Raw genomic sequence first — 21,934 nt, 5'->3', positions numbered from 1 at the left:
GCCGTGAAAAGCGCGCCAGCCCCTTCTCACGGAGATACCATGGACGCAATCGTCATCATCGGCGCCGGCGAGGCGGGCACGCGTGCCGCCTTTGCGCTGCGCGAAGCGGGCTTTGCAGGCAACGTCACGCTGGTCGGCACGGAGCCGCACCCACCCTATGAACGGCCGCCGCTCTCCAAACCGCTCGAAGGTGCGGTGCGGATGAAACCCATCTGCGCCGACGGAGCGCTGGAGGCTGCCCGCATCTCCTATGGTCAGGGCGTATCGGCGACCCGGATCGATGTGAAAGACCGTCTTGTGACGCTCGATGACGGGCGGACGCTCGGCTATGACAGGCTGCTGCTTGCAACCGGGGCACAGCCGCGAAAATTAACATGCCCCGGCGCGGGGCTGGCGCTGGATTTCCGCACCCACGCGGATGCACAGGCGATTTTCTCCCGCACAAATAGCGGCGCCCGGATCGCGATCATCGGCGGCGGGCTGATCGGAATGGAACTTGCGGCGGTTCTGCGCGGCCAGGGGCTTGCGGTCAGCATCATCGAGGCCGCAACACGGCCGCTCGGCCGCGCGGTTCCCCCGCGTTTTGCCGAAAGGATACACAAGCGCCATCTCGAAGAGGGCGTGAATTTCCATCTGGGAAAGGGCGTTTCGGAAATCACGCCGGAAGTAGTTTTGCTTACCGAAGGCGCGCGCGTACCGGCCGATATAGTCGTCTCCGCCATCGGCGTCCTGCCCAATGTCACATTGGCGCAAACGGCGGGACTTGCGACCGGAAACGGCATTCTGACCGATGCTTTCCTGCGCACCAGCGATCCCCATATCTTCGCGGCGGGCGATTGCGCGGCCGTCTCCCAGCCTGGCGTCGGACATATCCGGTTTGAAAGCTGGAGCAATGCCCGCAGCCAGGCGGAGGTCGCAGCGCATAACATTCTTGGCGCAAACGAGGACTTCGCCGTCCTGCCCTGGTTCTGGTCGGATCAATATGATCTCGGCCTTCAGGTCGCGGGCCTGCCGCAGCCGGAGCATCAGAGCGTCACCCGACCGCTGGGCGATGGCGAACTGGAATTCTACCTTCAGGACGGCCGCCTTGTCGCCGCCGCCGGGCTGGGCGTCGGCAACAGCGTCGCCAGGGACATCAAACTGGCCGAGATGCTGATCGCCGCCGGCATCAATCCCGATCCGGCGGCCCTTGCCGACCCCGGCGTCAATCTCAAATCATTGCTGAAAAGCGCACGGGTGGCCTGATGCAGAAGCTGCTCGTCTTTCAATCGCTGTGGGCCATGGAAAGGCTCTCCGGCGACAGCCATGAACCCGGCCTAGAGGAAAACATAGCCCGGATCGCCGCAGCGGGTTTCGATGGCGTCAGCGCGCATTATACCGACCGTGCGGATGTATTGTGTCTCAACAGGGCGATCCGTGGCATGGGCCTTCGGATCGAAGGCGTCTGCTTTCCGCGCAGTATCGAGGATCTGCGCCACACGCTGGCGCTGGCGCAGGAGTTTCCCGTCAGCCATATCGATCTGCAGGCGGATATTCGTCCGCGCGGGGTGGAAGATTGCTTGCCGCTTCTCGACGGCTGGATGCGACTTGCCGAAGAGGCGGGCGTTCCCGTCTTCATCGAAACCCATCGCAACCGGATGACCAGCGATCTTCTGTTCACGCTCGACCTTCTGGAACGCCGGCCCGAACTGCCGCTGCTGGCCGATCTGTCCCACTATCTTGTTGCCCGCGAATTCGCCTTTCCAGTCGAAGATGAAAGCCAGCGGCAGATCCGCCGCATCCTTCGCAATGCGCAGGCCTTTCACGGACGTGTCGGCTCCTGCGAGCAAATCCAGATCGAGATTTCCTTCTCCCATCACCGCCCATGGGTCGATCTGTTTCTGGACTGGTGGGGCTATGGATTCCGCCACTGGCGATCGCTTGCGCCAGATAATGGTGAGCTGGTCTTCACCTGTGAACTCGGCCCCAGCCCCTATGCCATCACCGGCCGGGACGGCAGCGATTCCACCGACAGATGGGTGGAATCGCTGCAACTCAAGACGATGGCGCAGACACTATGGGCGCAAACCGCTCATTCTGCGAGCGGGATCGCGACCGTCTCCGATATCAACCGCTGATCTTATCGCGACGCGGCCTTTGCGGATCTGTCGGTCCATTCGGGTGGCGCACCGAACTTGTCGGCCACCATGCCCTGCAGACCGCGCGACCGGCCATAGGCATCGCATTCGACATATTTCGGCTTTCCACCCAGGGCGGACCGGATTCGATGGCCGGAGGGGATAGAGAGGTTCAGCCCGTCCGAGACCTTGCCTGTCACCAGAATGCGCGAGAAGTAGTTGGAGAAATCGGCGGCAAGCTCATAGGCATCCCCGATTTCCGAGACGCGGGCGTTGCCGGTGATGGAATTCGCTCCCTTGGACCAGACGGCTGCGGCGCGCTGGACGCCGGTGCTATCCACCGCCTCCGCCTCGACGGCAAGGCCGCCAAGCCCGAATGGAAGACGCGGCACGCTGACCGGCAGGACGAAGCCGCTGCCGAGCGTCACGGCCGTCGATACCCCGGCCATGGTCTTGTCGGTCGGCACCAGATCGGTGATGACCGTACGCACCGTCATGTCCGCCGGCTGGCCCAGCGCGGCAATCCGGTATTTATCGCTGAGCGCCACGCAGATGGCGCGATCCAGCGCATTCGAAACAAGGACACGGTCCTTTTCCGATGTGACCCGTGACGAGGCCGCAAAGGAGAAGGTGGTCGGCACGATGGCGACGGTCTTGACGCCGGCCAGCCCGATAGCGTCCACGAAGGTGCGCGATTTGGTGAACTTGCCCTTGACCGGGCTGAGTTGCGCATAAGAGGTCAGCGTACCGCCTTCCTTGAGCGGCACGGAAGTACAGCCGGACATGATGATGGCAAAGGGCAAGGTGGCGAAGGCGACGCCGCGACTGCGGGAGGCCCTGTCGCCGGAAGCCCGGGCAAACAGACTGCACTGTTGTTTCACTGCACGTACTCCAGTTGGCATGGTTGATCCTGTGCCCCACACGGTACGACAGCGAAAATTGCGGCAACATTACAATTGCCCGCCCCTGAAAGCGCGCGCAACGCAGGATCAGAAACGTAACCGGAAGGTGCTCCCGAAGGCGCTGCTGTCCAGAAAGATTCGCCCGTTATGGTTGGCGACGATCTGCTTGACGAGGCTGAGGCCAAGGCCTGCCCCGGTGCTGCGCGGTGTAACGCGATAAAAGGGCTCGAAAATCCGTTCCCGCTGATCTTCGGCTATTCCCTGTCCCTCATCGGAAACCGCGATCTCGCCACTGGCGAGAATCGAGACGTGGATCATCCCCCTGTTCCCGCCATGGTCGATGGCGTTGCGCACGATGTTGCTGATGGCGCGCGGCAGGGTGAACGGGTTGCCCAGTATTTCATATCGCGCGACCTGCGTTTCGAAGGAGATATCGTAGCCCGCCGCAAGCGCGAGCGGGGCGAGATCGGCAACGACGGTGCGCGCCGTCTCGACGAGGTCCAGCGTTTCGCGCCGGTCGTTCACCTGATCGTTTCTTTCGAAGGCGAGAAGCTGTTCGGTGGTCTCCCCAAGCCGCGCGACATCCTGCATCAGGCGTTGCTGCTCCGGCCCCGGCAGGCCCTCTATCCGGGTCTGCATGATCGCAATCGGCGTTCTCAGCTCATGCGCCGCATCGATGAGAAAACGCTGCCGCGCCCGAAACTGCTCTTCAAGCCGTTCGAGGATGCCGTTGAAGGCAAGGATCAGGGGCACCACCTCCCGCGGCACATCCTCGACCGGAAGTTTCGAGCCCGGCCGGCGCGGATCGATCTCAGGAGCCTTTTTGACGACGGAACTGAGGCCGGCAAGCGCCTCGCGCACGATGCGGGGAACCGAGAAGAACACGGCGGGCAAGATGACAGCCAGGAGAGGAACGTAAATCTTGTAGGTTTCGGCAAGGAGCGTCAAAAACTGCCCCCTCATATGCGTGGTTCCGCCGAACATGACCCTGACGGAACCCCACTTCGTCTCCATCGTCAAGGTTCAGGACGCCAATACGTTCAGGTCGCGACCGATGTGAGGAAGCGCCTCGATGCGCTCAACGCCGAGCTTGCCCCGCAGAACGTGCAATTGCGCATCGTCACGGATGCGTCGATACCCATCCGCGAATCCGTCAGTCAGGTACAGACGACGCTGATCGAAGGTGCGGCGCTCGCCGTCGCCATCGTCTTCCTGTTTCTAAATTCCTGGCGCAGCACGGTGATTAGCGGGCTGACATTGCCGATAGCAATCATCGGCACGCTCGCGGTGATCCATTTCCTCGGCTTCACGCTCAATACGCTCAGCCTGCTGGCGCTGACGCTTTCCATCGGCATTCTGGTGGATGACGCCATCGTGGTGCGCGAAAACATCACCCGCCATCTTCACATGGGTAAATCGCATCTGCGTGCGGCCCTCGACGGCACCAATGAAATCGGGCTTGCGGTAATCGCAACAACGGCGACAATCGTGGCAGTCTTCCTGCCGGTCGCCTTCATGGACGGCATTGTCGGCCGGTTCTTCTACGAATTCGGCGTCACCGTTTCCGCCGCCGTCCTGATTTCGCTCTTCGTCGCCTTCACGCTCGACCCGATGCTGTCCAGCGTCTGGTACGATCCGGACGCCCAGCCCGATGCGAAGCGCGGGCCGGTGGGCCGCCTGATCGCCCGTTTCGACCACGGCTTCGAATGGATGGCCGGGCAATATCGCCGGGCAATCGGCTGGACCCTGCGGCACCGGCTCGTCACCCTGCTTGCCACGGCCGGCGTCTTTATCGGCAGCCTGTTCATGGTGCCGCTGGTTGGCACGGAATTCGTTCCGAATGCCGATGAGGGCCGCTTTCAGGTCAATATTACCGCGCCGGTCGGCTCCTCGCTGGACTATACGACAACGAAGGTGCGGCAGGTCGAAAAGGCGCTGAAGGAATTTCCGGAAGTCGAGACGCTTTATTCCACCGTCAATACCGGCGGCGCCGCCGGCAAGCATCGCGCCGCCATATTGGTGGGGCTGGTGCCGCTCGACATGCGGAGCCGAACTCCGCTCTCCCTTGCCGAACCGGTTCGCAAACGCCTGTCAGCCATACCCGGCATAGAGGTCACGATCCTGCAGAATGGCCTTGGCGGCGGCGAAAGCCCGGTGCAGCTCAGCATCCTCGGCGACGAAAGGGCGGTCCTCGAAAAAATCGCCACCGGTCTGGTCGAAGACATGAAAAAATCCCCGGACTCGTGGATGTGACCTCCAGCGCCAGGGATGTGACTTCCATTCTTTCGGTCCGCCTGAAGCCTGCGGCGGCGAGCGATCTCGGCATCGCCCGCTCCGATCTTGCAGCAGCGCTTTCCCCCCTCATCGGCGGCGAGGATGTGTCGAAATGGACGGATGCGGACGGCAACAGCTACGATATCGTCATCCGCCTGCCCGTCGAGCGGCGGTCTGACGCGGCAGGTCTCGGTGAATTGATGATCGCAACCGGCCGCACGGCCGCGAACGGTGCACCGCTGATGGTGCGCCTCGATCAGGTTGCCGATATCGGCATCATGCCGGCTCCCGCCGAAATCCGCCGCATCGACAATCGCCGCGAGATACTGGTTTCGGCCAATATCGCCGGCCGCACGCTTGGCGAGGTGACGGAGACGTTGCAGGGCCTGACCGCCAGTCTTGACCTGCCGAACGGTTATCGCATCCGCTTCGGCGGTGACGCCGAAACCATGCAGGAGACCATCGGCCACATGGTCACGGCGCTTACCATGGCCGTCATCTTCATCTACATCGTGCTCGCCTCGCAATTCGGCAGTTTCATGCAACCGCTCGCCATCATGGCGTCCCTGCCGCTTTCGCTTGTCGGCGTCCTCATCGGGCTGATGGTGGCCGGCAGCACGATCAACATGTTCTCGCTGATCGGCTTCATCATGTTGATGGGCCTCGTGACCAAAAACGGCATCCTGCTGGTCGATTTCGCCAATCGCGAGCGGCGGCGTGGGCTTTCGCTGAACGAGGCGCTAGAAAATGCCGGCGTCATCCGCTTCCGCCCGATCATCATGACGACGCTTGCGATGATCTTCGGCATGATCCCGCTCGGTTTCGCCGTCGGCGGCGGTGGCGCGCAGCGTGCGCCGATGGCCCATGCGGTGGTTGGCGGCCTCATCAGTTCCACGCTGCTGACCCTGATCGTGGTGCCGACCATCCTGTCCTATATAGACAGCATCGTCAGGCGTTTTGCCCGCCTGTTACCGAAAGCGCCCGATGAAACGGGGCATTCGAACCATCAGACGCAACCTTCCCAAAAGCAGCCGGCCTGAAAAGGCCGGTTTTGCATCTATGGGGCTGCCGTCACCTCAGCAGGAGAATAGCGGCTGGCCCCGCCAGAAGCACGGCAAGGACGATGATGGGATGGAGATAACGCAATAAAAAACGGAGAGCGGGACGACATGGTTTCATGCAACGGCACCTGACGACAATCATCAGGCAAGGTTGGAGATCACCCATTGCGGCGGCATTACAATCTTGGCCACAGGAGCGGATGCGTGACGCGTGCGGTTACGGCCTCTCGCTGCCCTGACGCTTCTTTTTGCCCTTCGGGCGAAAATCGACAAGAAGCGACTTCAGTTCGATATCGCGAACGCGCCTTGCCGCCTCATCCGGGCGCACCCATTCCAGCAGGCGTTCACCGCGCTCCTTGAAACTGGTTTCCGCCTCCGTCACCTCTATCTGGAACACATCGACCATGCAGGGAACGACATCGCCATTGTCGAGCATCTTGAGATAGGTATAGCGGCCAACCGCATTCTTTTTCACCCGGCCGCGCACGCCCGCCTCCTCCCACGCCTCGATTGCCGCCGCCTCGTGCGGCTTCTTGCGTTTCATCGGCCAGCCGCGCGGAATGATCCAGCGTCCGCTGGTACGGGACGTGACGAGGAGGATTTCGACATCCTCGCCATTGCCGGCATAACGGAAGCAGAGCGCGGCATATTGCTGCCGGAAAGCGCCGGTGAAGAGCTTTTCCGGAACCGCAGCAAGCTGCTGGAGCAATGTCAGTGCACGAGCCGGGCGGGTTTTCCGGCTTTTCTTGGTGGGTTTCATATCCGTTGATAGTGCTGATTTTCCGGGTTGCATCAATGCCCCGCGTGCATTTATGACAGTTTTATGACAATCACCCCCCACAACTAATAAAGCGCCATTGAGGGCCAATTCGCATGATGAGTATTTTTCGCAAGCTGATGCCGCGCGAGGACCGTTTCTTCGACATGTTCAGCAAACATTCCGAAACCGTCATCAAAGCGGCCGAGGCCCTTGACCAACTTTTGAGCGGCATCGACGTTGAGAAGAACTGCGACCTCATCGTCGCCCTTGAACATCAGGCGGACGACATCACCCGCGAGGTGCTGCTCGCCGTCAGGCGCAGCTTCATCACCCCCTTCGACCGCGGCGACATCAAGGATCTCATCCAGTCGATGGATGACGCCATCGACATGATGCACAAGACCGTCAAGACCATCCGTCTTTTCGAGCAAACGGAATTCGATCCGCTGATGAAGGAAATGGGCCATGAGATCGTGCGCGCAGCCGGCCTCATCGCGGAAGCCATTCCGCTTCTCAACAAGGTCGGCACGAATGCGCATCGCCTGTCATCCATTTCCGAAGAGGTGACCCGCGTTGAAGGCCGCTCCGACGAACTTCACGATCTGGGTCTCAAGGACCTCTTCCGCCGCCACGGCGCAAGCGGCAATGCCATGGCCTATATGATCGGCAGCGAGATCTACGGCGAACTCGAAAAGGTCGTCGACCGCTTCGAGGATGTGGCCAACGAGATCAGCGGCATCGTTATCGAGAACGTCTGATGGATGTCGCACTTGCCCTGCCGCTGCTAATCGGCCTTATCGCCATCGCGCTGTTCTTCGATTTTCTGAACGGCCTGCACGATGCCGCCAATTCCATCGCCACCATCGTCTCCACCCGTGTGCTGCGCCCGCAATATGCGGTCGCCTGGGCGGCCTTCTTCAATTTCATCGCCTTCCTGTTCTTCGGCCTGCATGTGGCAGAAACGCTCGGCACCGGCATCATCGATCCGGCCATCGTATCGCCGCAGGTGATCTTCGCGGCGCTGATCGGCGCCATCGTCTGGAACATCGTCACCTGGATCTTCGGCATTCCCTCCAGCTCGTCCCACGCGCTGATCGGCGGGCTCGTCGGTGCTGGATTTGCGAAGGTGGGTTTCAATTCCATCGTCTGGTCGGGCCTGCTGAAAACCGTGGGCGCCATCTTCATGTCGCCGGCCATCGGCTTCTTCCTCGCCCTGCTTCTTGTGCTCACCGTCTCCTGGCTGTTCGTGCGGCAGACGCCCTTTGCCGTGGACCGCACCTTCCGCGTGATGCAGTTCATCTCCGCCTCGCTTTATTCGCTGGGACATGGCGGCAACGACGCGCAGAAAACCATGGGCATCATTGCCGTGCTGCTCTTCAGCCAGGGACATTTGGGCGAGAGCTTCTACGTGCCCTTCTGGGTGGTGATTTCCTGCCAGTCGGCCATGGCGCTCGGCACGCTGTTCGGCGGCTGGCGCATCGTCCATACGATGGGATCGAAGATCACCCGGCTCAATCCCATGCAGGGTTTCTGCGCCGAAACCGGCGGTGCGCTGACGCTGTTCGGTGCGACATGGCTCGGCATTCCAGTCTCCACCACCCACACGATCACCGGCGCCATCGTCGGCGTCGGCGCTGCCCGCCGCGTCTCGGCCGTGCGCTGGGGCCTTGCCGGCAACATCGTCATCGCCTGGATCGTCACCATGCCGGCGGCTGCGCTGATCTCCGCCGCGGTCTACGGGCTGACGTCGCTGTTCTGATAGCTGCATTACTGCCGCTACGGGCCGCTTCTCCCGGAACAAACGCCGCCCCTTGGCTGTTGTTCCGGGAGATCAACGTGGATCGCGGACATGGCACGGCAGGTTTTTTGGAAGGGTTATTTGAAGCTGTCGCTGGTGACGGCTTCCGTCTCGCTGACGCCCGCAACGACCGAAAGCAACAAATACAGTTTCCACATCCTCAATCGCAAAACCGGCAATCGGGTCGAAAGCCGGTATGTCGACAGCGTCACCCACCGACCGGTCGCCGCCAAAAACCAGGTTAAGGGTTTTCCACGCGCCGAGGACGATTACGTTCTGCTGGAGGACGACGAGATCGATGCGGTGGCGCTGGAAAGCACCCGCACCATCGATATCAAGACCTTCGTGCCGAAAGGATCGATTGACTGGATCTGGTACGACCGTCCGCATTTTCTGCGCCCGGAAGACAAGATCGGCACCGAAGCCTTCAGCGTCATTCGCGAAGCCATGAAGGTGAACGATGTTTTCGGCATCGCGCGTCTGGTGATCTACCGTCGTGAAAGGGCTGTGCTCCTCGAACCATCGGGGAAAGGCATCATCCTGTGGACGCTGCATTATGGCGAAGAGGTGCGCGAAAGCATCGACGCGCTGGAGCCGAAGATGAAAATCGACCGGCCGCTGCTGGACGCCATGGAAAAACGTATCGGCAAACAGGTGACGGGTTGGAAACCGGCTTTGGTGCAGGACCCCATTCAGAAGAAGATTAAGTCCCTGCTGAAGACCAAGGGCGACGAGGTCTCCTCCTCGAAAAAGAAAACCGGCACGAAGGCACGCACCGGCGGCAATGTCATCAACATCATGGATGCCCTGAAGAAAAGCCTTGCTTCCGAAAAGAGAAGCTGAGGCTCGATGCCTTCAGCGGGCCTTTTTTGGAAGCGGCTCGGCAGCGGCAAAAAATCCATCCCACGGGTCTTTTTTCAGCGCGGAAAGACGCGCGCCGATATTGTTGACGGTGAAATGGGCCGGGCCGACCTCGGCGGTGAGTTCCGACCATTCGAGCGGCGCTGAAATGGCGGCTCCCGGCCGGGCACGTGTCGAATAGGCCGCAACCGCCGTATTGCCCCTGCCATTGCGCAGATAGTCGATGAAAATGCGGCCCTGCCGTTTCGCCTTGGTGGCGACGGAGAGATATTTTTCCGGCTCGGCCTTCGACATATCCGCCGCCATGGCCTTGGCGAAGGCCTTGACCGGAGCCCAGCCCGCCTGCGGCTTCAAGGGTGCGACAACATGCAGGCCCTTGCCGCCGGAGGTCTTGACGAAAGCGGCAAGCCCGGCTTCTTCGAAACGCCGCTTCAGCTCCAGCGCCGCTTCGATCACCTCTTCCCATGTCACATCCTCGCCGGGGTCGATATCCATGGTGATCATGTCCGGCTTTTCCCAATTGGCGGTGGTCGTGCCCCATGGGTGGATTTCGAGCGCGGCGGATTGCACGAGCGCCATCAAGCCATCAAAATCGGTGATGCGGATCAGCGGTTCACCGCCCTTGTCCTTGGGATCCTTGATTTGCTCGACGGCCTTGTTGATACCGCGCCAGGCATGTTTCTGGAAAAATCGCTGCCCCTCTATGCCCTCCGGGCAGCGCAACAATGCCAGCGGCCGGTTGACAACAAAGGGCGCCATGTGCCGCCAGACCTGCGCATAATAGTCGGCAAGCCCCTCCTTCGTCACGCCGTCCTCCGGCCAATAAAGCCGGTCCGGATGGGTGAACTTGATCTTCGATTGCGGCGCCTGAGTATCGGACACGGCCTTCTCCTCGCGTTCGATTTCTGCTGCGGGCTTGTCTTCGCGCAACCCCCGGAAGGAGGCGTGACGCAGATTGCCATCTCCAGACCATGCACGAAACTCCACTTCCGCCACCAGTTCCGGCTTGACGAAATGAAGATCGCGGCGGGCAAGCGCGGTGAGTTTCTCACCGAACGGGCTTTCCTTGCGCTCAAGCGGCTTGAGCCGGCCAAGCAGCATCTCCGCCACTTCACCCGTATAACCTGTTCCGACACGGCCGACATAGCGCAGCTTGCCGTTTTCATAAACGCCGAGCGCCAGCGATCCGATGGCGTGGTCCGATGTCGAGGAGACGGTATAACCGCCGATGACGAATTCCTGTCGCATCGAGCATTTGGATTTTACCCACTCGCCCTTGCGGCCCGAAACATATGTGCTGTTCCTGACTTTGGAAATGACACCCTCGAGGCTGAGCCGGCAGGCATGGTCCAGAACAAGCGCGCCGCTTTCTTCGAAATGCTGGCTGTAACGCAGATGGGGGTCACCCGCCGGCAGCAACTTTTCGAGCAGCGCCTTTCGCTCGCTCAATGCCGCACCGCGCAGATCGCTGCCATCGATATAGAGAAGGTCGAAGGCATAGAATACGAAGCGGTCGCTGCGCCCTTCGCTCAGATCCTGCTGCAAGGCGGAGAAATCGGAGGCACCGTTATCGCGTTCGACGACGATTTCGCCATCGATCAACACCGTTTCCACCGGCAGCGCCCTGAGCGCTCCTGTCACGGCCCGGCCGAATTTATCCGTCCAGTCCAGCCCGCTGCGGGTCAGCAGTTGAATCTTGCCCTGATCGACGCGCGCCTGCAGACGATAGCCGTCAAATTTGATTTCATGCAGCCAGCGATCTCCGTTGGGCGGTTTCGGCTTGAGCGTGGCGAGCGCCGGCGGCACGAAAGATGGCATGGCCAGTTTGCGTGCGCCTTTGGGCAGCGCATGCGCCTGTTTCCTGCCGGAGACCGAAGCCACGGTCTTTTTCGATACCGTTTTGGAGTTCCATGTATCCTTCGGTTTGGCTGCAACTTCCTCGACACTGCGCCCCGTCTTTACGGATTCGGGCCGTTCTTCGAGAATATCCGCGCCGCCCTTATGCCTCGCCTCCTCGTCATCGCCCTTGATAAGCAGCCAGTTCTCCCGGCTTTCTCCAGGCTTTCCGTGCATGCGCACCAGATGCCATCGGCCTTTGAGCTTTTCGCCTTCCAGTTCGAATTCCAGATGGCCTTTGCGATAACCTTTCCGGGCGTCGCCAATCGGCTGCCAGGTGCCCCGATCCCAGACGATCACGGTGCCGCCGCCATATTGTCCTTTCGGGATGACGCCCTCGAAATCGCCATAGCTGAGCGGATGGTCCTCGACATGCACGGCCAGGCGCTTGTCCTCTGGATCGAGGCTCGGGCCGCGCGTCACCGCCCAGCTTTTCAGCACCCCGTCCATTTCCAGCCGGAAATCATAATGCAGACGGCGGGCATCGTGTTTCTGTATCACGAAGCTCGATCCCTGCTGTTCGGCCGTCGTCCCTTTGGGCTCCGGCGTATTGTCGAAACTGCGCTTGGCGTTATAGGTCTGCAATCCCATGGATCAGCTCGCTTTCCGCGGGGCCTTCCGGCCCGCTGCCGTCGCCCTTTTTCTGCTGCTCGCTTCGGCCCCCGCGCTGCGACGCAGGGCCTCCTTGAGATCAATGATATTGTCTTCCTTGCGCGGCGGCGGTTTGGCGATTTCCCGGCCTTCGATCTTGGCTTTCACGAGTTCTGCGAGTGCATCATTATACCGATCGCTATAGTCTGCCGGGTCAAATGTGCCCGCACGCTTTTCGATGATGTGACCGGCAAGCTCCAGCATTTCCTCATCGAACTCGATATCGGGGATCGACTTGAAGACGGATGTCTGCGAACGGACCTCGTAGCTGAAATTCAGCGTCGTAGCGACGAGAGCCTTACCGCTCGGACGGATCAGCAGGACACGGTTGCGGCGGAAAAGCACCGCTTCGCCGAGAGCTGCGACATTCTCGTCGTCCATTGCCCTGGCAAGAAGCGTCAGCGCCTCTTCGCCGTCCTCCCCGCTCGGCGCGAGATAATAGGACTTGTCGAAATAAAGCTTGTCGATCTCGTCACAAGGCAGGAAGTGCCTGACGCGGATGACCTTGTCGCTTTCCGGCATCAGCTTCGCAATCTCGTCTCCCTCGATGACGATATGGTCGCCATTGTCGAGTTCGTATCCCTTGACCTGATCTTCGCGGAGCACCGCCTCGCCGGTGTCGCTATCGACATATTGCCGCTCGACGCGGTGGCCGGTCTTGCGGTTGACGATATTGAAGGAGATTTTCTCCGCCGAAGTCAGTGCGGAATAAAGGCCGACTTCGCAGTTGAAATCGGCAAAGGCCAGATGGCCCCTCCAGCTCGCTCTCCGGTTCATGTCCGTCGTCCCTCGTCATCGCTGCGGGAGGACATGTCTCCGCGTCGGCCCTTGGCCAGAATGCGTTCGATGGCGGGCACATCCGCCTCCGCCAGAACCGGCACCGGGTCGGACGCCATGGCTTCCAGCACCTCCGGCGACAGCCCGCCATTGCGAATAACCCATTCCATGGCCTCGCGGGTCTGCCGCTCCGCTTTCAACTGCGCGTAAAGCGCCAATATCAGGCGGTCGCGAACATCGAAGCTCTTCAAACTTCTGTCTGAACGTTCTGCCTGCCGTTTCATCTCGAAATCCTCAAAGGCCCATCCGGCATTGGCGGACATCGCCTCAGGCAATGCCCCTGCCGCCGGTCACGCCATAAACCTCGCCATTGATGAAGCTCGCATCCTGCGATGCCAGCAGCACGTAGACGGGCGCCAGTTCCACCGGCTGTCCCGGGCGGCCGAAATCGCTGTCCTTGCCGAAATTCTTCACCTTCTCGTCCGGCTGGCCGCCGCTCGGCTGAAGAACCGTCCAGAACGGGCCGGGAGCGACGGAATTGGCGCGCACACCCTTTTCGATAAGCTGCTTTGCAAGCGCTTTCGTATAAGCGACGATACCGGCTTTGGTGGTGGCGTAATCCAGCAGGATGGCGGAGGGCTCATAGGCCTGTATCGACGCCGTGGTAATTACCGACGACCCCGGCTTGAGATGGGGAACCGCCGCCTGCGCAATCCAGTGCAGCGCATAAAGATTGGTCTTCATGGTGCGGTCGAAATCGTCGGTCGACAGTTCTTTTATATCGTCGCGATATTGCTGCCTTGCCGCGTTGATAACCAGAATATCCAGCCCATCGAGATCACCGGCCGCTTTCTCGACCAGTTCGCGACACCAGGCCTCGTCGGTAATATCGCCGGGCAGCGCGACCGCCACGCGGCCTTCCGCCTCAATGAGCGCCACGACTTCCTCCGCGTCGGATTCTTCTTCCGGAAGATAGGAGATCGCCACATCCGCGCCTTCCCTTGCAAAAGCGATGGCGACCGCACGGCCAATGCCTGAATCGCCACCGGTTATCAGCGCCTTGCGCCCTGCTAGCTTGCCGGTGCCGCGATAGGTCTTTTCACCATGGTCCGGGAAAGGCGTCATATTCGTCACCAGACCCGGCATTTCCTGAGTCGGGGTCGAAAAAGGCGGGCGCGGATACTGGCTGCGCGGGTCCTGTGGCTCGAGGCGGTCTGTCATCGCGGTCTCTCCCATAGATAGATGTCCATCCGTGGCGCATTCGCTGACCCAGCAGGCATACCGCCCGGTCGGGCTGACAGCGGCATGGACGCGCCACACGCTAACCTAACGATCTGCCTTGGCTCTCGTTCCATCGGACATGGGAAAGGAGGGCGACGACACCGTTGTGCCGCCGTATCTTTTATCAAACGGAATGTTTCTTCCGTGTGGTGGCGCTGACGACCTGTGCGGGCGCGACATCCGGTTTGCCGAAGAGATAGCCCTGCGCCTGCGCGCAGCCCTCGTCGACCACCATGCGGTATTGCGCATCCGTTTCAATTCCCTCCGCCGTCACCGGCAGATCGAGGCTGCGGCCGAGGCCGATCACCGCACGCACGATGGCGCGGGCATTGTCATCGTCGCTCATGGCGGCGATGAAGCTGCGGTCGATCTTGATCTTGTCGAAGGGGAAGCTCTGCAGGTTGCTGAGCGAGGAATAACCGGTCCCGAAATCGTCCATGACGATGGCGACGCCGAGCGCCTTCAACTGGTTGAGGATGATCAACGTCGCCTTGCGGTCTTTCAGAAGCGCGGCTTCGGTGATTTCCAGTTCCAGCCGGTTGGGCGAAAGCCCGGTCTGCATCAGCACGGTGCAGACGACATGGCCGAGATTGGCCAGCGAAAACTGCAATGGCGAAACGTTCACCGCGATCTTCAGGTGCGGCGCCCAGCCGGCCGCCTGACGGCAGGCCTCGCGCAGCACCCATTCGCCGAGCGAGATGATGATGCCGCTCTCTTCGGCAATTGGAATGAAGACGTCCGGCGGCACCACGCCTCTTGTCGGGTGCTGCCAGCGCACCAGCGCCTCGTAACCGACGACCTGGCCGCATTCGACCGAAAGGACCGGCTGATAATTCAGCAGCAGCTCGTTGCGATTGATGGCAAGCCGCAGATCCGTCTCGAGCTGGCGGCGTTCGCGCGCCTCCTGATCCATCACCGGATCGTAAAAGGCCAGTATGCCGCGTCCGCCCATCTTGGCGCGGTAAAGCGCCAGATCGGCGGCGTGCATGATGCTTTCATGGTCCTTCCCGTCCCGCGGGAAGACGGCGATGCCGATGCTGACGCCAACGGAGGTCGGATCGTTGGCAACATTCATCTTCAATGCGAACATGCCAAGGATCGTCTCGGCCAGCAGGCGCGCCTCTTCCGCCCTGGTGTGCCGGGTAGTCAGGATGACGAATTCATCGCCGCCGAGACGGGCGACCACATCGCCTGCCCTTGCGCATTCATCGAGAATGGCGGCGACCTTTTTCAGGACGCGATCCCCCTCGGCATGGCCGAATATGTCGTTGACCGCCTTGAACCGGTCGAGGTCGAGCGCCAGCAGCGCGAATTCGTCCTCCTCGTCGCAATGCTCGATCTGCTGGTGAAGACGGGTCTGGAACATGGTGCGGTTGGAAAGGCCCGTCAGGACGTCGTGGCGGGCGAGATATTCGATTTCCCGCTGCGCTGCGCGCTTTTCCGTCAGGTCACGAATGGCCATCACCTCGCAGGGGCGGCCGCGATATTCGATCGTTCGTACGCCGAGTTCGAATATCTGCGCCTGCCCGGCGCGCTCGTGCACCGCCTCCACCGGTGCATGGCGCGGCAGATAGGCGGGTTGCCCGTCGATGGCCTTGAAGAGATCGTCGGGGTTTTGTCCGACCAGCGACGCTTCCTCCCGGCCCAGAAGGCCGGCAAAACGGGTGTTAAGCTCCACGATCCGCCCATCGCGAACGACGGCGAGACCATCGAGCGTCGCATCCACAAGACCCTTGAGATCGACAAGGTAACGATCCACAAGAGCAGCGGCGGCGGTGGTGGACAGGATCAGGAACGTGACGCCGGAAATGGCGCAGATCATGATCAGCCGGGCGACATTGTCGGGATCAGGCCCCGATACGGACGGATCCGGCGAAAGCACCGTGGCCGACATGGCCGTGAAATGCAGCGCGCAGATCGCGAAAATCGCCGATCCGGCCGGCGCGGCGATGCGCTGCCAGGAGCCGAGGCGGCGAAAAAGGAAAAAGGCGAGGAGAAAAAACGCCCAGGCAACCGCAAAACCGCCCAGCACCGGCCCCCACCGATAGCTGATCGTGGCGGCGACATCCATTCCCGCCATGCCGACGAAATGCATGACAGCAACCGACAGCGTGACCAGCGTGCCGGCGATCGCAGGGCTGTAAGCGGCCTGCGAACGGCTGGTGAGCGCCAGCCAGAAACCGAAAACCGCAAGAACCGCCGAAAACGCCGTGAAGGCGAAATCATAACCGATCGGGACCGCGCCCTTATAGGCGAGCATGGCGACGAAATGCGTCGCCCAGACGCTCAGTCCCCCAGCAAAGGCGGCAACCAGCACCCAATAGGGCTTGCGGCCAGCCGGACTTTCCTCCGCGCGCAATAAAAGATGAAAAAAAGCAAACATGCCAAGCAGGCAGATAACAGCCGCAAGAAGCACGACCGCCCGGTCGTGTTGTACGACAACGCATTCCAGAACCGTGAACATGACGCACTCTCCCAGCCTCTGAAGAACCGCTCACGGTGGCACTATGGGAGTGGTTTATTTATAAATCTCTAATGCAACTAATGATAAATGGAACGATCTGTTCTGCAACGTGCAGAAAGGAACGGGCCGCACGCGGCAGCCCGTAAGCTTTTTCGCGCGCGGCCGGGCCAGGACTATAGGAAAGGCCGTTTATTTCCAGCTTCGATAATCGGCTGCGGTGCATCCGAAAGGCGCCGGGCCATCGGCGAAACGCTCCTGCAGACGGGCACATCCCCACTCGTTGAGCGCTGCCGGCAACATGTTGTTGATGTCCATGCCGGGCGAGTTGAACTGCGACGGGGCGCTGGTGACGTACCACAGCCAATAACCGATAACCGCGACGAAGATGACAGCCACGATGGCAACGAAAGTCCCCAGTCTGCGCAGGAGGCCCGGTCCTTTCGCACTCGTCGCACCCGGAGCCGAGGCGCCCTCCGGTGTCTGGTTCGCAAGCATCGGGGCAAGCGATGCGAGAGCCTCCGCCCTTTCCTGCTCCGACAGCTCGATCCGCTCCAGCCGGTCGTCGAGCAGAACCGGCAGCGCGGTCTTGCCGTGCCACACCGCCAGCGCAACATCGTGTTTTCCGTTATGGCCAACGACGACCGGGATTCGCCCCCTCTCCAGATGGGTGAAGGACTGCCGCTTGGTCTTGTCTTCTCTGACCGTATCGGCATAGGTGACGAAGAGACGGCTGCGTTTTTCGGCAACCGCCGTCAGCGCCACCGGAATGACGGTCAACGGTGCGGGCTTGCGCAACTGCAGGCGAACCCGCAGGACCCGGATAAGCGTGAACAGCATCGCCAAACTGCCGAAGCCGAGCAGGGCAACGAACACGCCGAGCGTGATGATGCGGTTCCAGAGCATGTCGAGGCCCAGCGAAATCGTAGCAAGTTCCGGGTTCTTCGCGGAGATGACCAGTCCGGTTTCATAATCGCCGGAATGGAAATCGACGAACATGACCTCGACATCCTTCTTGTAGCTCACGCCCGCATGGTCATAGGAAAGATCCGCCTCACAGGTCGTGAAGATCGCCTTGCGCGTCTTGCAGCTACCGCTGATATCGCCGTTTTCAATCTCCAGCGGATCTTTGCTGATCTGATAGTCGCGCAATATGCCCGGACCTTCGGCGACGAGCATGACGGCCGTGATGACCAGAAGCACCGGAATGGAAAAATAATAGGCTGCCGGCACTGAAATGACGCCACGTTTGAGGCTCAGCGGCCGAGACGGAAGTTTTATCTGTGCAAGGTTCATGGTCATCAACGCATTCTTCGGGAGGTGGGTGAGCGGAGTTCACGACTCTCGCCCGATGGAAGGAATAGTCATCGGTCGGTCTAAACCGATGAAGTCCTTGAGAAAACCCCCTGAAATTACTGGATGGCGTGCGACAACCACCTGCTGCGACTAGTTTCGTTTCCGCTAAGAGCCGGAGGAGCGTCATGGAGGACGCTTTCAGGGGTACGGACCTAACCACCAATAAAAAAACGGGCGGTAAAACCGCCCGTCGCAAGTTCCAAAGACTATAGTTTGCCCTTAATCCTTCGTGACCTTTTCCAGCCGGGTCGTCTGGCTGGGATGACCCACATAATCCTTCACGCGCGCATTCAGCACGATCGGCTCGAACCTCTCGAACATCGGCAGCACCGCCGGCTTCTGGGCGACGAACATTTCCTGCATCTGGGTGTAGATTTCCCCACGCTTCTTGGCGTCCGGCTCCAGCGAAGCCTTTGCCGTGAGCGCCGTCAGTTCCGGAATGTCCCAGGCCGAGCGCCAGACGAAATTGCCGGCGTTGTTGGCGGCCAGCGAATTGTCGGGGTTGCTGGAGAATTGCTCCATCGAGCCCAGCACATTCGGCATGTAGGCGCCGGTCTGCGGAATGAGCAGATCGAAATCCCGCGCGCGGTGGGCGGCAATCACGTCCGAACCGTTACCCTGCTGGATATTGACCTTGATGCCGATCTGGCTGAGTGAGGCCTGGATCGCGGTGGCAAGGTCGATGCGCGGCGTCTGCGCGATCGTCTTCAGATTAAGCGTGAAGCCGTTCTCATAACCGGCCTCCTTGAGGAGAGCCTTCGCCTTCTCCACATCGAGCTTCCAGTCCGGGCTCGGAATGGCGTATTCGAAGTTTTCCGGCACCGGCACCGTGCGCGCCCGGCCATAGGGACCCATGATGGTCTTTTCCATGCCCTTGTAGTCGATGCCATAAGCAATCGCTTCGCGGACCTTGGGGTTGGACAAAGGTTCCTTGCCGGCATTCATGGACAGGACGTAGAAGCCGCCCGTCGGCACGCGCTGAATCTGGAAGCCTTCCTTGTTGTTGAAGGTTGCAAGGTCGGCAGCCGTCAGCGCACTGGCGATGTCGATATCGCCACGCTCCAGCATCAGGCGCTCCACCTGGCTTTCCGGCACATGCCGCACGATGACGCGGCGCATTTTCGGGCTGCCGGCCACATAATTCTTGTTGGCCTCGAGAATGATGATCTCATTTGGCGACCAGCGATTGAGCGTAAAGGGACCGGAACCGGCGGAATTGGTTCTCAGCCAGCCATTGCCCCAGTCGCCACTGCTTTCATGCCTCTTGAGCTCCTTGCTGTCGACGACGCTGGCGATGACCATGGCCAGACGGTAAAGGAGCAGCTCGGACGTGGTTTCGCCGGAAAGATCGATGCGTACCGTTTTTTCATCCGGCGCGCTCACCAGCTTGTCGACATTATCGGCATTATAACCAACGCGCTTGAGGTTGGCTGCGGCCGCCTGGTTCATCTTCAACAGCCGGCTGAGCGAATAGACGACGTCTGCCGAGGTTACCGGATTGCCCGAGGCGAAATTGGCCTCGCGAAGATGGAAGGTGATGCCCTTGTCATCTATCTCCCAGCGCTCGGCAAGCTGCGGTGAAACCTTGCCCGAACCATCGACCGAAATCAGACGGTCATAGAGGTTGGACATGATTTCGTTGGCTTTTCCTTCGGTGGCCTGATGCGGATCAAGCGACAGCACCTGAGCCAGCGATGTTCCGATGACAAGCTGGTCATTCGGTGTTTTGGCCACGGCCGGCGCTGCCTGCACCAGCATGGCGCCAAGGGCCGTGGTGAATGCGAGACGGATCAATGATTTTCTCATACCTGCTCCTCCTACAGATCGGTAATTCACGTTTGGGAAAAAGCCCGCGACGCAGCGGGGCGTCGCGGGCCAGAACGGTCAAAGATGTTTGTTATCAAGCGCTTCTATCAGCGCGGCGATGTAGCCGTAGCAGAAGGCGAAAGCGACACCGACGGCATCGCGCCCGGCAATCGTCGGGACATGGTCCGGCATGATCATGTAGCGATAGCCGAGTTCGTGATAGAGTTTCAGCGAACGCACCATGTCCATGTCGCCCTCATCGGGGAATGTTTCCATGAAGGAGAGTTTGCCGCCGCTGATATTGCGGAAATGGACGTTGAAGATCTTGTCGCGGCTGCCGAACCACCTGATGATGTCGTCGATTTCCTCGCGCGGATTGTCGAGCATTTCGCCGATAGACCCCTGGCAGAAATTCAGGCCGTGATAGGGGCTCTCGCGCATCTGCACGAATTTCTTCAGCCCTTCGACCGTGCCGAGAACGCGGGTGACGCCCCGGTAGCCCGGCGGTGTATAGGGATCATGCGGATGGCATGCCAGGCGCACGCGGTTGCTTTCGGCCACCGGCACCACACGCTCGAGGAAGTAATCGATGCGTTCCCAGTTCTCGTCTTCGGAAAGAACGCCCGCGAGACCCGGCGCTGCATCATGGTCCGCCTTGTCCCAGCGCCAGGCCTCGTTGAGCGAGCCGCCGCGGCCGCGCTCCATTTCGGTGCGCGGAATGCCGATGAGGTTGAGATTGTATTTCGCGGCAGGGATTCCGGCCCTGGCGATATTCTCTATCATCGTGCAGACGGCATCGATCTGCCGGTCGCGATCAGGGCCGGCAAGCAGGATATCGGGATAGGACGCCTGTTCGATGGGCCGCGACGGCAGCGGCAATTGCACCATGTCGAGAACGAGGCCAAAGCTTTCGACCTTGTCACGGTGGCGCTCAAAGTCCTCGAAAGTCCAGCTCGCGGGCTTTCCGGGCGGATCCGCGTTGATATTTTTGACGCCGAGCTGCGCCCAAACCTTAAAATCCTCGTCATCGCGCGCAGCAACCTGGGTGCCGACATACATCGATTCTCTCCTCTCTCCATGCAAGTCATCATATGACATCGCATGAAATAAGATGAGTGTCGAGATGCTATTGCGCTTCTGACAGCAACCTGTATCGGCGCTGGCTCGCAAGCATATGTTCGCGCATGGCTTTTCGCGCCGCTTCCGGATCCTGTTCGACGATGGCGCGCAGGATTGCCTCGTGCTCGGCCTGCACTTTCCGAAGATAATTCGCGTCACCGGTTTCCGGCAGCGTCGGGAACTGCCCGCGCGGGATCGAGCGCGAACCGAACTGACGCAGAGCCTCCAGATAGAAGCGGTTGTTCGTGGCGATCGCGATGGCCGTGTGAAACTCGTAATCGGCATCGACAGTGGTTTCACGCGCATCGATGGCGCGGGCCATTTTCCGGTGCGCCGCAGAGATTGCGGCCTCCTGCTGGGCGGTGCGGCGATAGGCGGCGATTGCCGCCGCCTCCCCTTCCGTCGCAAGCCGGAACTCCAGCATTTCCAGCGTTTCCGCAATGGTTCCGACTTCGGATTGCGTCAGTTTCACGCCAGCCCATTCACTGGCATTGCTGACGAAAACCCCCTTGCCCTGGATGGGAACGACATAGCCGGCGGAACGCAAATCCGCGATCGCCTCGCGAACCACGGTGCGGCTCACGCCGTAGCTGCGCTCAAGCTCCGGTTCGGTGGGAAGTTGATCACCGTTTTTCAGTTTTCCACTGCGAATTTCTGCGCTGAGATTATCGATGATCTGTTGTGCCCGCCTCTCCCGCGGCCTCGCTTTGTCGCCCATCATGCCACTCTTCCCTCTTGCAGAATACGAATCCCTTCGCTACTCATATGATGACACGGCCGCACATCATATGTTTTCATGTTAGCTCAGGGAGGA

Annotated in this window: 16 protein-coding genes and 2 pseudogenes; 6 read left to right on the top strand and 12 right to left on the bottom strand. The window is 60.5% G+C overall.

Going from position 1 to position 21,934, the window contains the following annotated elements; all coding sequences use genetic code 11:
- Nucleotides 1–39 precede the first annotated feature (39 nt).
- Complete coding sequence (locus F3H58_RS12775; protein ID WP_149742447.1) at nt 40–1,245, top strand: NAD(P)/FAD-dependent oxidoreductase; 1,206 nt, start codon at nt 40–42, stop codon at nt 1,243–1,245.
- Nucleotides 1,245–2,117 (top strand): sugar phosphate isomerase/epimerase family protein, encoded by an 873-nt coding sequence (locus F3H58_RS12770; protein ID WP_149742446.1) that lies wholly within the window; start codon nt 1,245–1,247, stop codon nt 2,115–2,117. Before F3H58_RS12775 ends, F3H58_RS12770 begins: the two co-directional genes overlap by 1 nt.
- A 2-nt stretch (nt 2,118–2,119) precedes the next feature.
- On the opposite strand, the gene F3H58_RS12765 is transcribed toward F3H58_RS12770, so the two are convergent.
- A complete protein-coding gene (locus F3H58_RS12765; protein ID WP_149742445.1) occupies nt 2,120–2,998 on the bottom strand; it encodes a DUF3313 domain-containing protein in 879 nt (292 codons plus the stop codon).
- Nucleotides 2,999–3,106: 108 nt separating this feature from the next.
- Nucleotides 3,107–4,036, bottom strand: a pseudogene (locus tag F3H58_RS12760) (sensor histidine kinase); the annotation flags it as partial.
- On the opposite strand from F3H58_RS12760, the pseudogene F3H58_RS12755 reads away from it, so the two are divergent.
- Nucleotides 4,026–6,333: pseudogene (locus F3H58_RS12755) on the top strand (efflux RND transporter permease subunit); the annotation flags it as partial. The pseudogenes F3H58_RS12760 and F3H58_RS12755 sit on opposite strands and share 11 nt — an antisense overlap.
- Nucleotides 6,334–6,571: 238 nt before the next feature.
- On the opposite strand, the gene F3H58_RS12750 reads toward F3H58_RS12755, so the two are convergent.
- The gene (locus F3H58_RS12750; RefSeq protein WP_059758602.1) at nt 6,572–7,114 is read right to left on the bottom strand and encodes an NUDIX hydrolase; all 543 of its coding nucleotides are present in this window, start codon (nt 7,112–7,114) and stop codon (nt 6,572–6,574) included.
- Nucleotides 7,115–7,227: 113 nt separating this feature from the next.
- On the opposite strand from F3H58_RS12750, the gene F3H58_RS12745 reads away from it, so the two are divergent.
- The 3 genes from F3H58_RS12745 to ku (F3H58_RS12735) all read left to right on the top strand — a co-directional run bounded on the left by F3H58_RS12745 (nt 7,228) and on the right by ku (F3H58_RS12735) (nt 9,755).
- Complete coding sequence (locus F3H58_RS12745; protein WP_080858014.1) at nt 7,228–7,872, top strand: DUF47 domain-containing protein; 645 nt, start codon at nt 7,228–7,230, stop codon at nt 7,870–7,872.
- Complete coding sequence (locus tag F3H58_RS12740) at nt 7,872–8,873, top strand: inorganic phosphate transporter (RefSeq protein WP_149742444.1); 1,002 nt, start codon at nt 7,872–7,874, stop codon at nt 8,871–8,873. Before F3H58_RS12745 ends, F3H58_RS12740 begins: the two co-directional genes overlap by 1 nt.
- 90 nt (nt 8,874–8,963) lie before the next feature.
- Nucleotides 8,964–9,755 (top strand): non-homologous end joining protein Ku, encoded by a 792-nt coding sequence (gene ku / locus F3H58_RS12735; protein ID WP_149742443.1) that lies wholly within the window; start codon nt 8,964–8,966, stop codon nt 9,753–9,755.
- Nucleotides 9,756–9,767: 12 nt separating this feature from the next.
- Here ku (F3H58_RS12735) and ligD read toward each other — a convergent pair whose 3' ends face one another.
- The 9 genes from ligD to F3H58_RS12690 all read right to left on the bottom strand — a co-directional run bounded on the left by ligD (nt 9,768) and on the right by F3H58_RS12690 (nt 21,841).
- Nucleotides 9,768–12,260, bottom strand: a complete 2,493-nt coding sequence (gene ligD, locus F3H58_RS12730) for a DNA ligase D (RefSeq protein WP_149742442.1) — start codon at nt 12,258–12,260, stop codon at nt 9,768–9,770.
- A gap of 3 nt (nt 12,261–12,263) precedes the next feature.
- A complete protein-coding gene (ku, locus tag F3H58_RS12725; RefSeq protein WP_149742441.1) occupies nt 12,264–13,097 on the bottom strand; it encodes a non-homologous end joining protein Ku in 834 nt (277 codons plus the stop codon).
- Entirely contained in the window at nt 13,094–13,381 is a 288-nt protein-coding gene (locus tag F3H58_RS12720) for a hypothetical protein (protein ID WP_031233563.1), read from the bottom strand. Before F3H58_RS12720 ends, ku (F3H58_RS12725) begins: the two co-directional genes overlap by 4 nt.
- Nucleotides 13,382–13,424: 43 nt before the next feature.
- On the bottom strand, nt 13,425–14,318 hold the full coding sequence (locus tag F3H58_RS12715; RefSeq protein ID WP_149742440.1) for an SDR family oxidoreductase: 894 nt from the start codon (nt 14,316–14,318) through the stop codon (nt 13,425–13,427).
- Nucleotides 14,319–14,502: 184 nt separating this feature from the next.
- Nucleotides 14,503–16,842, bottom strand: a complete 2,340-nt coding sequence (locus F3H58_RS12710; RefSeq protein ID WP_149742439.1) for a bifunctional diguanylate cyclase/phosphodiesterase — start codon at nt 16,840–16,842, stop codon at nt 14,503–14,505.
- A 189-nt stretch (nt 16,843–17,031) separates the two neighbouring features.
- Nucleotides 17,032–18,135: a hypothetical protein gene (locus tag F3H58_RS12705; RefSeq protein ID WP_149742541.1), complete on the bottom strand. Its 1,104-nt coding sequence runs from the start codon at nt 18,133–18,135 to the stop codon at nt 17,032–17,034.
- Between the two features lie 279 nt (nt 18,136–18,414).
- Nucleotides 18,415–19,953: an ABC transporter substrate-binding protein gene (locus F3H58_RS12700; RefSeq protein WP_286169497.1), complete on the bottom strand. Its 1,539-nt coding sequence runs from the start codon at nt 19,951–19,953 to the stop codon at nt 18,415–18,417.
- A 126-nt stretch (nt 19,954–20,079) separates the two neighbouring features.
- Entirely contained in the window at nt 20,080–21,060 is a 981-nt protein-coding gene (locus F3H58_RS12695) for a mannonate dehydratase (protein WP_003521785.1), read from the bottom strand.
- Between the two features lie 67 nt (nt 21,061–21,127).
- Nucleotides 21,128–21,841 carry a FadR/GntR family transcriptional regulator gene (locus F3H58_RS12690; RefSeq protein WP_003521787.1) on the bottom strand — a complete coding sequence of 238 codons (714 nt, stop codon included), beginning with the start codon at nt 21,839–21,841 and terminating at the stop codon, nt 21,128–21,130.
- Nucleotides 21,842–21,934: the final 93 nt, after the last annotated feature.

Source organism: Rhizobium sp. NFACC06-2, from assembly GCF_900101425.1.
Lineage (GTDB): Bacteria > Pseudomonadota > Alphaproteobacteria > Rhizobiales > Rhizobiaceae > Agrobacterium > Agrobacterium leguminum.
This window is presented reverse-complemented; position numbering and strand designations above follow the sequence as displayed.